The sequence below is a fragment of the Mesorhizobium sp. M0052 genome (assembly GCF_040323255.1).
Classification (GTDB): Bacteria; Pseudomonadota; Alphaproteobacteria; order Rhizobiales; family Rhizobiaceae; genus Mesorhizobium.
This window is the reverse complement of sequence record NZ_JAMYUS010000011.1, coordinates 62,909-77,944: the sequence shown is the minus strand read 5'-3', so window position 1 is coordinate 77,944 and position 15,036 is coordinate 62,909. Positions and strand designations below refer to the sequence as shown.

10 protein-coding genes are annotated in these 15,036 nt (G+C 64.5%); 6 read left to right on the top strand and 4 right to left on the bottom strand.

What is annotated here, in order from left to right; translation table 11 throughout:
* The first annotated feature begins 88 nt into the window (after positions 1-88).
* The 6 genes from NKJ77_RS16675 (at position 89) to NKJ77_RS16650 (ending at position 7,194) form a co-directional block, all read left to right on the top strand.
* Entirely contained in the window at positions 89-967 is an 879-nt protein-coding gene (locus tag NKJ77_RS16675) for a glucosamine kinase nucleotide-binding domain-containing protein (RefSeq protein WP_352535473.1), read from the top strand.
* The gene (locus NKJ77_RS16670) at positions 964-1,746 is read left to right on the top strand and encodes a GntR family transcriptional regulator (RefSeq protein ID WP_023668847.1); all 783 of its coding nucleotides are present in this window, start codon (positions 964-966) and stop codon (positions 1,744-1,746) included. Before NKJ77_RS16675 ends, NKJ77_RS16670 begins: the two co-directional genes overlap by 4 nt.
* A complete protein-coding gene (locus NKJ77_RS16665) occupies positions 1,743-2,774 on the top strand; it encodes an SIS domain-containing protein (protein WP_023684262.1) in 1,032 nt (343 codons plus the stop codon). Before NKJ77_RS16670 ends, NKJ77_RS16665 begins: the two co-directional genes overlap by 4 nt.
* Complete coding sequence (gene nagA, locus NKJ77_RS16660) at positions 2,771-3,946, top strand: N-acetylglucosamine-6-phosphate deacetylase (protein ID WP_023831223.1); 1,176 nt, start codon at positions 2,771-2,773, stop codon at positions 3,944-3,946. Before NKJ77_RS16665 ends, nagA begins: the two co-directional genes overlap by 4 nt.
* Before the next feature lie 9 nt (positions 3,947-3,955).
* Entirely contained in the window at positions 3,956-5,068 is a 1,113-nt protein-coding gene (locus NKJ77_RS16655; protein WP_023834395.1) for an NAD(P)/FAD-dependent oxidoreductase, read from the top strand.
* Between the two features lie 71 nt (positions 5,069-5,139).
* Positions 5,140-7,194 carry an ABC transporter ATP-binding protein/permease gene (locus NKJ77_RS16650; protein WP_352535472.1) on the top strand — a complete coding sequence of 685 codons (2,055 nt, stop codon included), beginning with the start codon at positions 5,140-5,142 and terminating at the stop codon, positions 7,192-7,194.
* Between the two features lie 72 nt (positions 7,195-7,266).
* Here NKJ77_RS16650 and NKJ77_RS16645 read toward each other — a convergent pair whose 3' ends face one another.
* From NKJ77_RS16645 to NKJ77_RS16630, 4 genes are all read right to left on the bottom strand, one after another.
* Positions 7,267-8,778, bottom strand: coding sequence for a malonate--CoA ligase (locus NKJ77_RS16645; RefSeq protein ID WP_031195257.1), 1,512 nt, complete (start codon positions 8,776-8,778; stop codon positions 7,267-7,269).
* 269 nt (positions 8,779-9,047) lie between these two features.
* Entirely contained in the window at positions 9,048-9,785 is a 738-nt protein-coding gene (locus tag NKJ77_RS16640) for a GntR family transcriptional regulator (protein ID WP_023694237.1), read from the bottom strand.
* 494 nt (positions 9,786-10,279) lie between these two features.
* A complete protein-coding gene (gene rpe / locus NKJ77_RS16635; RefSeq protein ID WP_023823849.1) occupies positions 10,280-10,957 on the bottom strand; it encodes a ribulose-phosphate 3-epimerase in 678 nt (225 codons plus the stop codon).
* Between the two features lie 304 nt (positions 10,958-11,261).
* Complete coding sequence (locus tag NKJ77_RS16630) at positions 11,262-15,026, bottom strand: DUF7929 domain-containing protein (protein WP_352535471.1); 3,765 nt, start codon at positions 15,024-15,026, stop codon at positions 11,262-11,264.
* Positions 15,027-15,036 lie beyond the last annotated feature (10 nt).

Genomic DNA, 15,036 nt, shown 5'->3' with positions numbered 1-15,036 from the left:
CCTGATGCGCCTTAATCTTTTTGAAACGGAAATTAATCCCTTGGCTATTGGTATTTTATTGGTATTATCCGCCCGGAGGAGACATCGCGTGAAATTCGTGCTCGGTATCGACGGCGGCGGCACCAGCTGCAGGGCAGCCCTTGCGACAGGCGATGGCGTTGTCATTGGCCATGCCAAAAGCGGCGCCGCCAACATCCGCACCGATCTCACCGGCGCTCGCACCCACATCGTCGAGGCTGCTCGCCAGGCCTTCATCGCCGCCGGGCAAGATCCGGACCTGATCCCGCAGACACCAGCCATTCTCGGCCTTGCCGGCGCCAATGTCGGCACCTATCGCCAGCAGCTTGAAGCGATCCTGCCGTTCAGCATCAGCCGCGTCGAGACGGACGCCGAGATCGCGCTCGAAGGGGCAGTCGGCTCTGGTGACGGCGCCATGGCCATCCTCGGCACCGGCACCGCCTATATGGCGCGCAAGGGCGGCACGTCGCGCGCCATCGGCGGCTGGGGCTTTCAGGTCGGTGATCAAGGCAGCGGCGCCCGGATCGGCCGCGACCTGCTGGAGCAGACGCTGCTCGCCCATGACGGCGTCCGGCCGCGCTCAGCCCTGACCGACAGCATGATGGCCATTTTCCGCAACAATCCCGAAGACGTGGTCGAGTTCACCACCAATGCCAAGCCCGGCGATTTCGGCGGCTTCGCGCCCAAGGTTTTCGAGCATGCCGAGAAGGGCGACAGCGTCGCCAACTGGATCGTGGACAAGTCGGTTGCCGATGTCGAGGCGTCGCTCCACGCGCTCGACCTCTCTGATGACGCCCCGCTCTGCCTGCTCGGCGGGCTGGCGCCGCTCTATGGGCCGCGCCTTTCCCAGCGCTACCAGGCGCTGCTGAAAGCGCCGCTCGACGATGCCCTGGGCGGCGCCGTGCAGATGGCGGCCCGCATCTTCGTCAAAGCGGAGGCGACGCGATGAGCGATGCCGCCGACCAGATCTTCGCCACGCTGAGGCAGTCGTCGCAGAGCGGCGCCCCGCTCTACCTGCAGCTCAGGAAAAGCATCGAGGACGCCGTCAATCGCGGCCTGATCGGGCCGGGCGATGCGCTGCCTTCCGAGCGCGACATCGCCACCAAGGCCGACATTTCGCGCGTCACCGTCCGCAAGGCGGTGCAGGACCTAGTCAAGGGCGGCATCCTCGTGCAGCGCCACGGCTCCGGCACCTTCGTGGCGCCGCGCATGGAGCGCGTCGAGCAGTCGCTGTCCAGGCTCACTTCATTCACCGAGGACATGGCAAGGCGCGGCATGGCGGTGCGTTCAGCCTGGCTCGACCGCGACCTCTACCCGCCCTCGCCCGACGAGATGATGGTGCTCGGCCTGTCCTCGAACGAGCTGGTGGCGCGCGTGGCGCGCCTGCGCATCGCAAACGACACGCCGCTGGCCATCGAGCGCGCCTCGTTGTCGGCCAGCGTGCTGCCGGATCCGGCCGGGATAGGCTCGTCACTCTATGCGGCGCTGCAACTGACCGGCAACCGGCCGGTGCGGGCGGTGCAGCGCATTTCCGCCGCCAATCTCGGCGACGCCGATGCGCGTCTGCTCGAAGTGCCATCCGGCATTGCCGGCCTGCACATCGAACGCATTTCCTATCTCGCGAGCGGCAAGGTGATCGAGTTCACCCGCTCCATCTACCGCGGCGACGCCTATGATTTCGTCGCCGAACTGCGCCTGACAGGGCCGAGCGAAGAGGGCCGACCATGATCCCCAAGACCACCCATATGCGGCGCGAGATCGACGAAATTCCGCAAGCCGTCGCGCGTCTGCTCGATGGCTCGGCGGCGGTGCTGACCGAGGCCGGACGCGGCATTCGCGAGCGCGATCCGAGCTTCGTCGTTACCGTCGCGCGCGGTTCGTCCGACCATGCCGCCACCTTCATGAAATATGCCGTCGAACTGACCGCCGGCCTGGCCGTCGCTTCGGTCGGTCCATCGGTCGCCTCGATCTACGGCGCCAAGCTCAAGCTCGCCGGTTCGGCTTGCCTCGCCATCTCGCAATCCGGCAAAAGCCCTGATATCGTCGCCATGGCCGAGACGGCACGAGCCGGCGGTGCGCTCACCGTCGCCATCACCAACACCGCCGATTCGCCGCTGGCGCGGGCTTCGGATTTTGCCATCGACATTCTGGCCGGCCCCGAGCGCAGCGTCGCGGCGACCAAGACATTCGTCAATTCGGCGGTCGCCGGCCTGGCGCTGATGGCGCATTGCACCGGCGACGACAGACTGCTGGCCGCCCTTGCCCGCCTGCCCGAGCATTTCAGCAAGGCGATCGCCTGCGACTGGATGGCGCTGGCCGGCGCATTGGAGACGCCGCAATCGCTGTTCATCCTAGGACGTGGCCCGTCGGCGGCGATGGCCAACGAGGCGGCGCTGAAATTCAAGGAGACCTGCGGCATGCATGCAGAGGCCTATAGCGCCGCCGAAGTCATGCACGGCCCGCTGGCCCTGGTCGGGCCAGGCTTCCCGGTGCTGGCGCTCGCCGCCCGCGATGCCTCCGAGCCGTCCGTGGCAGAGGCTGCCGACAACCTTGCCGGCAAGGGTGCAGCCGTTTTTGTAACCTCGGACAAAGCCAAGAGCGCGGCGCGGCTGCCGCATGTCGCCACCGGTCATCCCTTGACTGACCCGCTGACGCTGATCGTCTCCTTCTACGGCTTCGTCGAAGCCTTCGCCCGCCATCGCGGCCTCGATCCGGATGTACCGCGCAATCTGCGCAAGGTGACGGAAACCGTATGAGCGACCGTTTTGCCCTGACTGGCGCCCGAATTTTCGATGGCGACGACTGGCATGACAACGCCGCCCTTGTCGTGCACGGCGATGTGGTCGAAGGCATTCATCCCGTCGGCGCCATTCCGTCGGGCGTTGCCCGCATCGACGCCGGGGGCGGCATGCTGGTGCCGGGTTTTGTCGACCTGCAGGTCAATGGCGGCGGCGGCGTCATGCTCAACGACCATCCCGATGTCGCCTCGCTGGCAACAATCTGCCGGGCGCATGCGCCGTTCGGCACGACCGCACTGCTGCCGACGCTGATCACAGATACGCCTGACATCACCGCCGCGGCCATTGCCGCCGGCACCGGGGCGGCACGGCAAAAACTGCCGGGATTTCTCGGCCTGCATCTCGAAGGGCCGCATCTCTCCGTCGCCCGCAAGGGCGCGCATGAACCGGCGCTGATCCGGCCGATGACGGATGCGGATGAAGCGGCGCTGGTCGCGGCACGCAAAAACCTGCCGGTGCTGCTGACGACGATAGCGCCTGAATCCGTCGAGCCTGCCCGCGTTGCGGCCTTGGCCAAGGCCGGTGTGATTGTCAGCCTCGGCCATTCCGACACCGGCTACGCCACGGCCAGAGCCTTTGCCGATGCCGGCGCCAGCGTGGTCACACATCTGTTCAACGCCATGAGCCAGATCGGCAACCGTGAGCCGGGGCTGGCGGGTGCGGCCATCGACATAGGCAGTCTGTCGGCCGGGATCATCGCCGACGGCATCCATGTCGATCCCGCCACCATGGCAATCGCGCTGCGCGCCAAGCAGGGGCCGGGCAGGATCGTGCTGGTCACCGACGCCATGGCGACGATCGGCACCGACATGACATCGTTCACCCTCAACGGCCGCATCATCTATCGCAAGGATGGCAGTCTGCGGCTGGCCGACGGCACGCTGGCCGGCGCCGATCTCGATATGATCTCGGCGGTTCGCTACGTCCACCGGATCGTCGGGCTGGACCTGTCGGAAGCGTTGCGCATGGCCTCGCTCTATCCGGCGCAGGCGGTCCGCCAGGCCCACCGGATCGGCCGCTTCGCCAATGGCACGGCTGCCGATATCGTCGCTCTGTCGGACGCCCTCGACGTCACCGGCGTCTGGATCGGCGGCGACAAGGTTTTTGCAGGCGCGGGAAGTTCGCGCTAAAGTCCACTTATGCATGATGTCGACTGCGTTGTCGCTGGCGCCGGTGTTGTCGGCCTCGCCATTGCCCGCGCGCTGGCGCTGTCGGGCCGCGAGGTGCTGGTGGTCGAGAAGGCCGCAGCCATCGGCACGGGCACCAGTTCGCGCAATTCGGAAGTCATCCATGCCGGGCTTCATTATACGCCGGGCAGCCTGAAGGCCCGTCTCTGCGTCAACGGCCGCGAGCGTCTCTATGCCTATTGCCGCGAGCACGACGTCGCCCATCATCGCACCGGCAAACTGATCGTTGCCGTCGAACCCGACCAGTTGGACAAACTGCAGGCGATCCAGATCAACGCGGCGCAATGCGGAGTCGGTGACCTCAAGCTTTTGACGCGCGCAGAGGCCGAAAGCCTGGAACCGGCGCTGAGCTGCGCCGGCGCGCTGCTGTCGCCGTCAACCGGCATCGTCGACAGCCAGGCGCTGATGCTGTCATTGCGTGGAGACGCGGAAGCGGCCGGCGCATCTTTCGCCTTGCTCACCGTTGTCTCAGGCGCGAGCATCGAAGCGGACGGCATCCGGATCGACACGCGCGACGCCGATGGCGAGGGTTTCACCTTGAAGACCGGCGCCTTCATCAACGCCGCCGGCCTCGACGCGCAGGCGCTCGCCGGCCGCATCGAAGGCCTCCCGCAAGACCGTGTTCCGCCGCTGTGGCTGGCGCGCGGCAATTATTTCGCGCTTTCCGGCCGCTCGCCCTTTTCGCGGCTGATCTATCCGGTGCCGGTCCATGGCGGCCTCGGCGTGCATCTGACCCTCGACATGTCGGGGAGCGCGCGCTTTGGCCCGGATGTCGAATGGATCGATCGCGTCGACTATACCGTCGATCCCGCACGAGGCGCTGCCTTCTACGACGAAATCAGGCGCTACTGGTCCGGCCTGGCGGACGGCGCCCTGCAACCGGCCTATGCCGGCGTCAGGCCGAAACTGTCCGGTCCGGGCCAGCCGGCCGCCGACTTCGTCATCCAGGGACCGGCTGACCACGGGGGCGGTCAGATCGTCAATCTGTTCGGCATCGAGAGCCCTGGCCTTACTGCCAGCCTCGCCATCGCAGAACATGTCGTTGGGCTTTTATATCCGCAATGACGGGCGTTCCTGAAACGTCGGGCAGGCGCATACCATGAAACCTTTTGATATGGAGGTCGTTGTCGGGGCATATGTCCGAGGCAAAACCCAAATCGAAACCGGCCGATGGTGTCGGAGCGCGCGATGCCACGAAGTCGCGTCGGGAAAAGCCGTCACGGCAAACGCGCGGAGATGGACCGCGCGAGGACACGCCGCGCGAGAAAAAAGCATCGGCCGCCGAAGCCACGTCCGAGCCCGTTGGCGAGGCTGCGCCGCCGCCGGATGCCGTCGAACCCGATCCCAAGCTGACGCCTGAGCAGGCCGAGCAGGCGCGCAAGAAATATCTGCTGCGGCGTTTCTGGATCAGCGGGCGCGGCTATTGGGGGAGGCATGGCGACAAGCTCGCCTGGCCTTTGACGATCGGAGTGCTGCTGCTGATCTGCATCAACATCGGTTTCCAGTATGGCATCAATGTCTGGAACCGCTCGATGTTCGATGCCCTCGAGCAGCGCAACGCCCGCACGGTCTATCTCCTCAGCGCCGTATTCGTGCCGCTGGTGATCTGCAGCGGCAGCCTTGTCGTCGCGCAGGTCTACCTGCGCATGACGATCCAGCGCCGCTGGCGTTCCTGGCTGACCACCGGGGTCGTCGCGCGCTGGCTGGCAAACGGCCGCTACTACCAGCTGAACCTCGTGGGCGGCGACCACCAGAACCCCGAGGCCCGCATGACCGAGGATCTGCGCATCGCCACCGAGTCGCCGGTCGATTTCACCGCCGGCGTCCTCAACGCGTTCCTGTCGGCCTCGACCTTTATCGTCGTGCTGTGGACCATCGGCGGCGCGCTCACCCTGCCGATCGGCGGCGAGAGCATCACCATTCCCGGCTTTCTGGTCATCACCGCGATCATCTATGCCGCCATCACCTCGACCTCGATGGTGGTCATCGGCCGCGATTTCGTCCAGCTCTCCGAGCGGAAGAACCAGGCGGAGGCCGAACTGCGCTACACGCTGACGCGCGTGCGCGAAAACGGCGAGAGCATCGCCTTGCTGGGAGGCGAGGACGAGGAGCGCAGCGGCATCGACAGGAATTTCGGCCATGTGCTGAGGCAATGGGCGCTGCTGACCGGACAGCACATGCGCACGGCCGCGGTGTCGCAGGGATCGAGCCTGTTTGCGCCGGTCGTGCCGATCCTTTTGTGCGCGCCAAAATTCCTCGAAGGCTCGATGACGCTTGGCGAGGTGATGCAGGCGGCGTCTGCCTTTGGCATCGTGCAAGGCGCGTTCGGCTGGCTGGTCGACAACTATCCGCGCCTCGCCGACTGGAACGCCTCCGCGCGGCGCATTGCCTCGCTGATGGTGTCGCTCGACGGGCTCGAGCGCGCCGAGCAGAGCGATGCGCTCGGACGCATCAACCGGGGCGAAGCGGAAGACGGCGCCATCCTCAGCCTCGACAATCTTTCCGTGACACTCGACGACGGCACCTCCGTAGTCAAGGAAACCGAGGTCGTGATCGAGCCGGGCGAGCGGGTGCTGGTTTCAGGCGAATCCGGTTCAGGCAAGTCGACGCTGGTGCGGGCCGTCGCGGGCCTGTGGCCATGGGGCGGCGGCAGCGTCAATTTCCACACCGACAGGCGCCTGTTCATGCTGCCGCAACGCCCCTACATCCCTTCCGGAACGCTTCGCCGCGCGGTCGCCTATCCCGCGGCGGCGGACAAGTGGACCATCAAGCAAATCAAGGCTGCCCTCGACAAGGTGGGGCTTGGCTATCTCACCGGCAGGATCAAGGAAGAGGCGCCATGGGACCAGACGCTGTCGGGCGGCGAAAAGCAACGCCTCGCCTTCGCGCGCCTGCTGCTGCATCGCCCCGATATCGTGGTGCTGGATGAAGCGACTTCGGCGCTCGACGAGAAGAGCCAGGACACGATGATGTTGACGGTGATCCGCGAACTGCCTGACGTCACCATCATCAGCGTGGCGCATCGTGCGGAGCTCGAAGCCTTCCACAGCCGCAAGATCACCCTGGAGCGGCGGGAGGGCGGCGCCAAGCTCGTCAGCGACGTCGACCTCATCCCGCGCAAGCGCAAACGCAGCCTGCTGAACCGCGCTTTGTGGGGTTCCAGCACTCGGGTGAAAAAGCCGCGCAGGTAAAAGGCGCCACTGCCGAACCGCGAACAGATGTCCAGGCGAAGCGCTTGGGCAAAGACATTAGCCGGCTATGGATTAGCCGTAGAGACCCTTGTAGGTCTCGCGCAGCAGGTTCTTCTGCACCTTGCCCATCGTGTTGCGCGGCAGCTCATCGACGAAGATCACCTGCTTCGGGTGCTTGTATTTGGCCAGCTGGCCGGCAATGGCGCCAACGATCTCGGCCCCGGTGATCTGCGATGCCGGCGCCCGCACCACGACAGCGGTGACGCCTTCGCCGAAATCGGGATGGGCAATTCCGATGACGGCACTTTCCAAGACGCCGGCAACGGCGTCGATCTCGCTCTCGATCTCCTTGGGATAGATGTTGTAGCCGCCGGAGATAATGAGATCCTTGCCGCGGCCGACGATGTGGACGTAGCCGTCCGCGTCGATGATGCCGAGGTCGCCGGTGATGAAGAAGCCGTCCTTACGAAACTCCGCCTTGGTTTTTTCCGGCATGCGCCAATAGCCGGAAAAGACATTCGGACCTTTGACCTCGATCATGCCGACTTCACCCTGGCCAAGCGCATCGCCGCTGTCAGGGTCGGCGATGCGCAGCGAAACGCCGGGCAGCGGGAAGCCGACCGTGCCGGCCCGACGCTCGCCCTCATAGGGGTTCGACGTGTTCATGTTGGTCTCGGTCATGCCGTAGCGCTCGAGAATGGCGTGGCCGGTGCGCTCGCGCCAGGCCTTGTGCGTTTCGGCGAGCAGCGGCGCCGAGCCGGAAACGAACAGGCGGATGTTCTTCGCCGCCTGGGCATCCAGCCCGTCCTGCTGCAGGAGCCTGGTATAGAAGGTCGGCACCCCCATCATCACTGTCGCGCGGGGCAAGAGCGAGACGATGCGGCCGGCGTCGAATTTCCGCTCGAACAGCATCGAGGCGCCGGCCATCAGGGTGACGTTGGTGGCGACGAACAAGCCGTGCGTATGGAAGATCGGCAACGCGTGGATCAGCACGTCATCCCCGGTGAAACGCCATTGCTCGACCAGCACGCGCGCATTGGAGGCCAGGTTTTCATGGCTGAGCATGGCGCCCTTGGAGCGTCCGGTGGTGCCGGATGTGTAAAGGATTGCGGCCAGATCGTCCGGCCCGCGCGCCACGGCGTCGAAATCCGTGGGCTGTTGTGCCGCCAGTGCGGTCAGCGAGCCCTCACCATTGCTGCCAAGCGTGACGGTGGCAGCACCCGACGCCTGCGCCAACGGCGCGATAGCGCCGGCGCGGGCCGGGTCGCAGACGACCAGCCGCGGCTCGGCATCCCCGAAGAAATAGCCGAGTTCGGCCAGCGTGTAGGCGGTGTTGAGCGGCAGGAAGACCGCGCCGGCGCGCAGGCAGGCGAGGTAAAGGAAAATGCATTCGGGGCTTTTTTCGACCTGCACGGCAACGCGGTCGCCAGGCTCGACGCCGAAATGCCTCAGCGCATGTGCCAGCTGTGCCGATTGCGCCAGCATGTCGCGATAGGCGATCGCGCGTCCGTCATCGGTCGCCATCAGGATGCGCTCGGAGGCTGAAATCCGGCTGCGGAACGCGTCGAACAGGTGATTGGTCATGCGCCTTCCCTAGAGCATGATGCCGAAAAGTGTGAAGCGGTTTTCGGAGGACATGCTCTACCCTTTGATTTAGCCGGATGATTTCAGGTCGATTCGGCCTGAAATCATCCGGCTCTAGCGCATGGCCTTGGAACAAAGGAAACGATTTCGCCTCCGTCCGGCAAAAACGTGAAATCGGGTTTGCCGCCGATCAGATGAAGGCAAGCGGACTTGGATAGCGGGCGATTTTGGATAGCGGGCGGATTTTGGATAGCGGACCGGAAGCGCTTCTATCTGCGGCTGCGCAGCGCCTTGGTGGCGCTCACGCGTGGATCGCCGCTGTCGTTGAAGCGCTCCATGCACATGGCTGCCGTCAGACGGTAGTGGTTGAGGAGGGCTTCAACGGCGCCGTCGGCATCGCCATCCACCGTGCGCTCCGCAATCAGCCGATGTTCACTGATTTCGTCGCGCTCGCTGCCGTCCTGGGAGATCAGCCGGTAACGGGAGGCCTGATCCGAAAGCTGGTCGCAAAAGCCGGTCAGCCAATGCGAGCGGCAGCCTGCGATCAGTGCCCGATGGAAGGCGCGGTGCAGCTTTTCCCATTCCGGATTGTTCGAGGACGGATCCTCCGGCAAGCGGCGCGGGGCACGCGCCAGGCGATGCAAGGCCAGCACGAGCTGCTCTTCCCATTCGCCGGTGCGGTTGGCAATGGATTCACGCAGCGCCCGCTCTTCCAGCCAGCAGCGGGTGCGCGTCAATTCCTCGAGTTCTGGGGCACTGACCGGCATGATGAAGAAACCGCGCTGGTCGTGGCGGCCGAGCAGGCCTTCCGAAGCAAGTCGGTTGAGGGCCTCGCGAACCGGTGAGGCGCCGGCGCCGTAACGGGAAACCACCCATTCGACACGAAGCTTGCTTTCACTTTCAAACACGCCGCGCAGGAGATCGTCGCGAAGCTGTTGATAGACCGTACTAGCGAGTGTGCTCTTGGGTCCCGCGCCTTCGCTCACATCGGCAGATCCGTAGGTCAATACGACTCCTGTAGCTCTCCCATGCTCCGCTAGCCCGTTCGCGAAGCAAACGATTTCCCCTGTAAATTTACTGTAACTCCTAAGGCATCCGCCCCTCAAGCGAAAGATCACGATATTCGACTTAAAGAGGAAGGTTGACCGCATCTTATCCGCCGGAAGTAACTAAAATCGTGAAAAACTTGTTCTTCTGAAGAAAGTTTGTCTGCCAGCATGGCAGGTGCCCTCGAGAAACAGCTTCGAGATCCCGAATACGGATAATTTTTTCTTAACGCGCGTCATGCCGCCGGATTGACCTCTCCCCGCATGCAGATCCCTTCGGCAGTTATCCACTAGATTTATGGGCCAAAACTAGTGCCGGATGCCGCGATCCTGTCGCTTGCCGCGATGCCCTTGCGGCTGCCACCCGTTAACGGCTTTTTGGGAGATCGAAGGATCAGGCAGGGAGATCAGGCCGAGGAGAACCTACCAGCCGGGAACTTGCCCTGGAACTGATGTCAGCCGGCAGCCCGGTCGGCCGCGGTTCGGATGGCTTCTATATTGGCCCGGTAGGCTTCGACGCTGCCGCCCTTGAAGATGGCGGCGCCTGCCACCAGCACATCGGCGCCGGCTGATGTGACCAGGGGGGCGGTTTCCGGCGACACGCCGCCGTCGACCTCGATGCGAATCGGCCGGTTGCCGATCAGCGCTTTCACCCGCTTGACCTTGTCGACCATGGCCGGGATGAAGGCCTGGCCGCCAAAGCCCGGATTGACGGTCATGATCAGGATCAGGTCGAGCCGGTCGAGCACATATTCGATCGCACTTTCCGGCGTCGCCGGATTGAGCGATACGCCGGCCTTCTTGCCGAGACCCTTGATGGTCTGAAGCGAGCGGTCGAGATGCGGTCCGGCCTCGGCATGCACGGTCATGCCGTCGCAGCCGGCATCGGCAAAGGCGGCCAGATAAGGATCGGCCGGCGCAATCATCAAATGGCAGTCGAAAAAGGCCTTGGTGCGGTTGCGGATGGCCTTGATCACCGGCGGGCCGAAGGTGATGTTGGGCACGAAATGCCCGTCCATCACGTCGAGATGGATCCAGTCGGCGCCGGCCGCCGTCACCGCCTCGACCTCGTCGCCGAGCTTCGAGAAATTCGACGCCAGCACCGATGGCGCGATCAGGGTCTTCCTGCTCATGATGCGGCCCCTTTGGGCGCCCTGTTTGCGGGCGCGGCCTTGACGACTGCTAGAGCAATTCCAAGAAAAGTGGGAACGGCTTTCCGTCCGGAATTGCGTGAAAACAAAGAGATAGAGCGGTTCGGCTTTTCCACCAAACGATGAACTGCTCTAGACCATGATCCCGGAAAGGGAAAGTCGGTATTTGCTGCGCCCGGCAGCGGGTTCGGCGAATACCTGGCCGCCCGATCGCCGCAGCGCGCCCAAGGAAAAACCCCGCCGGATCGCTCCGGCGGGGTTCTGAATTTTGACTCGTATCCAGATCCTATGGCTTGAAGTTGGCCGCCGGATCCCTTTGCGGCTGTACCTGCGTCTGCGGCGTGCGCTTCGGTATGAACTGCTGAAGGACACCTGGATTGAGCAACAGGGTCGGGTCGAGCGACGGCTGCTGCCGGATGGCTCTGCAGTTCGGGAACCGACCAACGGTGCCTTCGGGGCAGCGCCGCTTGATGATCGGCACGCACTGGCCGCCGACCATCTGCGAGCCCGGGGCGCAGTCTCCCACCTGCGGCCTCGGCTTGCGGCATGCGCCGTCGATCACCTGGGTGCCGCGCGGGCAAACACACTCGCCGCGCTTGTTGTGCACCTGGCCGCGTATGTCGCATTGTTCCAGCACAGGCTTCTTCTGCCGGCAGGCATTGCCTTGCACCTCGGTACCCCGCGGGCAGACACAATTGCCATTGGCGTTGTGGATCTGACCACGGATCGAGCACTGTTCAGGCTTCGGCCGGATCGGCCGGCAGGCTCTATCGCGCACCTCTGTCCCACGCGGGCAGACACAATCGCCATCGGGGTCATGAACCTGGCCGCGTATGTTGCACTGCTCGGGCTTCTGCTTGTCGCGCACGCAGGCATTTGCCTGTCGGTCGAGATGCGTGCCTTCCGGGCAGTAGCAGCCATTGCCGTCCGACGTCGGGACCGAACCGGGGATGGTGCAGCCAGGCTTGTCGGTCTTGACGCAGGCGCCGTTCTCAAGCTCGGTTCCGCGCGGGCAGACACAGCGTCCATCCTCGGTGCGGATCTGGCCCTTGAGCAGCACGCAGGGCCTCGGATCCTTCGGCTGGATGATGACGCCGCCGTCGGGCGAGCACTGGCCGTTGCGGAACGTCGTGCCTTCCGGACACACGCACCGACCAGCATCGTTCATGACGAAGCCTGGCGAGCATTCCTTCTTCACCTCGCGCTTGATCGTGAAGGGATGGCAGGCATAGGCCTTGCCGCGATCGCCCTGGATGTTGGTCAGGTCGCCGGGCAGTACGTCGCCGCCTCCTTGCACCCTGGTGTCGGGAGACAAGACGCCGACGCAGTTCCGGCCGCTGACGTTGCCCTGCAGATTGGCCAGGGGAGCGTCCGGGAGGACCACGGTGACCTTGTGCACATGGCTTTCCCCGGCGCCGAGCGTCAGATTGGCAATGCAGGTCAACGGCAAGGTCGTCGGTTCGGGCGAGCAGCCGAAGGGCGGCTCGATCGCGGTGATCGCGACGCCTTGCAGCCGCCCCAACCCGTCCACCCCGATCGCATCGCCGATGCGGACCGGACCGGAGAAGGCGGTCTGGCCATCATTGGTGATGGTGATCTCGAACGAGCAGGGTTGTCCGGGCTGGCATTCGGCATCGCCGGTCTTCTTGACGCTAATGGTGGACGTGCCGCCGCCCTTGGCGCAGGCCTGGCCGATCGGGTAGACGACGTCGTCTCCAGGGGCCGGGCCGTATGAGCCGCGTGCGCAGTTCTCGAACGCGCCATTGGCCAAGACCGTCACGTCGAAGTGCCTGGAGGTTCCGGGCGTCATCGCGGCGCCGGGTATCTGGCATGACAGCGCATTGGCCGGAACCGCTCCGCAGGCCCATTCCGCACCGTCGGGTGTGACGGTCTGGATCTGGACCGGCGCGCCACCCGATATCAGCGTGGCAGCATCGTTGACCCGCACCGGACCGGTGGGGGCAGAGGTGCCAAGGCTGATGACGGTGATGCGGCAGGAAACCACCGCCGCACCGGCGAGCGAGCCATTGCAGACCTTGGTGATGCGTAGGGTCGGCTTGCCGCCATTGGGATGACGGAAGCGTTCCTTGGCGCAGGTCTTGTTGTTGGTGAGGTCGACCTCACCGGGGACGGGCTTCAGCGCCGCGCAGTTCTCGACCGAATCCGACTGGTAGCCGGCCGGCATGACCGCCTTGACGACGATCGGCGTCGAGGCGCCCGGCATCAGCACGATGCCTGCATTGTCGCAGCGGAACTGGCCGGGACCGTTCGGTCCGCATGTCCAGGGCGGAGACGGGCCGAAGGTCGAAGAGGCCGGCGCGCCGCCCGGGTAATTGTCGATAACCGTCAGCGGCCCATTATAGGGGACGCTGCCATTGTTGATGATGTCGATCACGAAGTAGCAGATGCCGTCGGGCGTGCAGACCGGGATGCGGGCACGCTTCTTCAGGATCAGGTCGACCTTCTTGTCGACCGGGGGCCGGCAATCGCGGTCGCGGTCGCCACGCCGGCAGATCGGGATCGAGGCACAGCCGCGATCGTTCTGCTGGCTGCCGAACAGCGGCTTGCCGCTGGCGCCGTAGTTATAGGTGGCGCAGTTGCGCAGCGCGCTGCCTTGCCAACCACCCGCCGGCTTGAAGCCGAGCTTGAGGTTGATGGAGGCCCCCGGATTGAGCGTGGTCACCGGATAGGTGCACGTCATCGGGGTCACGCCGGGCATGCATACCCAGGGCGGATTGGGCCCTGAATCCAGAGTCGAGCCGGCCGGCAGCGTCACCTCGTCGAGCACGATCTTGCCGTGATACGGCCCGTCGCCGACATTGGTGACCTTGATGGTGAAGTCGCAGCCGCCGCCCATCGTGCAACGCGTCACGTCGGCGCGTTTCTCGACCTTGAGGTCCGGTTCCTTGTCCTTGGGCGGACATCTCAAGTCACGCGGGATGACGATGTCGATGGTCTGCGTGCAGCATAGTCCCCAGCCCTCCTTCGGGCCGGCATAGGTCTCGATGCCGGTGACGATGAGGTGGATGACGTCGCCGGGCGACGCACCGACGATCTTCCAGTTCAGCACACCGCCGCCCGCCGGCACCAATTGCGTGTCGGGGATGATGGTGATGCCTGGGGTCGTCGTCGATACCTGCACCCATTTGCCGCCCATCTCCGGGCCGACAGGCATGTGGTAGATGAACGCGCCGCCGCCTTGCATGCAATCGACCGTGCCGCGCTCCACCTTGAAACATTCCCGGTCGGGAGGCGGAGGCCGCTTGTCACAATTGGTGAGGTCGATCTTGATCGAGGTCTTGGCCCCGGTCTTGTAGTCGCCGTCGTCGGGCTTGCCCGGATCCTGCGACGGGATGATGGCCCCCGTGCCGACGCCCGGCGTCACCTTGATCATGCCCTGGTTGTCGACGATGGTCGGCGAAGGAAACGCCGCATGGTCGATCTTGGCGGTGATCTTGAAATTGATGACGCGTTCATTGCCAGCCCCAGCGCCGTCGAGATCGGTGGTGGAAATCCGGAAATCGGAAACCGTTGCCGTATCGTTCGGATTAGCCGAGGTGCTGATTGTCGCACCCGGCAGCGGTCCGCCAGACGCATCCGTGCCGTCGCCGGACACGTTGACGTTGACGATCGCAAGACCGTGCGGAAGCTGATCCTTGAAGTCGAGTTGGAGTTTCTTCAGCCTGGCCGAAAAGCTTGGGTCGGCAAAGCCTTGCGAGTCGCCGCGCAGGCCAAAGCTCAGAGAGTAGACGACGTAGTCGCAGCTCCTCTGTGTGCCTGTTTTGGTGAAGAACGGCACGATCCGTTCCGGCCTCGGATTGACGATTTTTGAATTGTCGAGGTCGAGCCGCAGTTCCGGAGTGATCGGGACTGCATCTTCGGCGTGGCTTGCCACAGGGGTGAACATGGCGACCGCGATACCGGCCGCCATCAGCCAGCGCGCGCCGCGCCTGGCATATGACAGGGGTTTCATGATGGTCTCCATGACGGTTGGCTGCTTGCCGGTGGATTGACTGCTCTTCGCGGTCGGGGAAAGTGCGAGATTTTTCATCTTTCCCTCC

Bases quoted from the DNA above. Each gene is read 5' to 3' on its own strand.
- NKJ77_RS16670 (WP_023668847.1), top strand. From the start codon at position 964: ATGAGCGATGCCGCCGACCAGATCTTCGCCACGCTGAGGCAGTCGTCG.
- NKJ77_RS16665 (WP_023684262.1), top strand. From the start codon at position 1,743: ATGATCCCCAAGACCACCCATATGCGGCGCGAGATCGACGAAATTCCG.
- nagA (WP_023831223.1), top strand. From the start codon at position 2,771: ATGAGCGACCGTTTTGCCCTGACTGGCGCCCGAATTTTCGATGGCGAC.
- NKJ77_RS16655 (WP_023834395.1), top strand. From the start codon at position 3,956: ATGCATGATGTCGACTGCGTTGTCGCTGGCGCCGGTGTTGTCGGCCTC.
- NKJ77_RS16650 (WP_352535472.1), top strand. From the start codon at position 5,140: ATGTCCGAGGCAAAACCCAAATCGAAACCGGCCGATGGTGTCGGAGCG.
- NKJ77_RS16645 (WP_031195257.1), bottom strand. From the start codon at position 8,778: ATGACCAATCACCTGTTCGACGCGTTCCGCAGCCGGATTTCAGCCTCC.
- rpe (WP_023823849.1), bottom strand. From the start codon at position 10,957: ATGAGCAGGAAGACCCTGATCGCGCCATCGGTGCTGGCGTCGAATTTC.
- NKJ77_RS16630 (WP_352535471.1), bottom strand. From the start codon at position 15,026: ATGAAAAATCTCGCACTTTCCCCGACCGCGAAGAGCAGTCAATCCACC.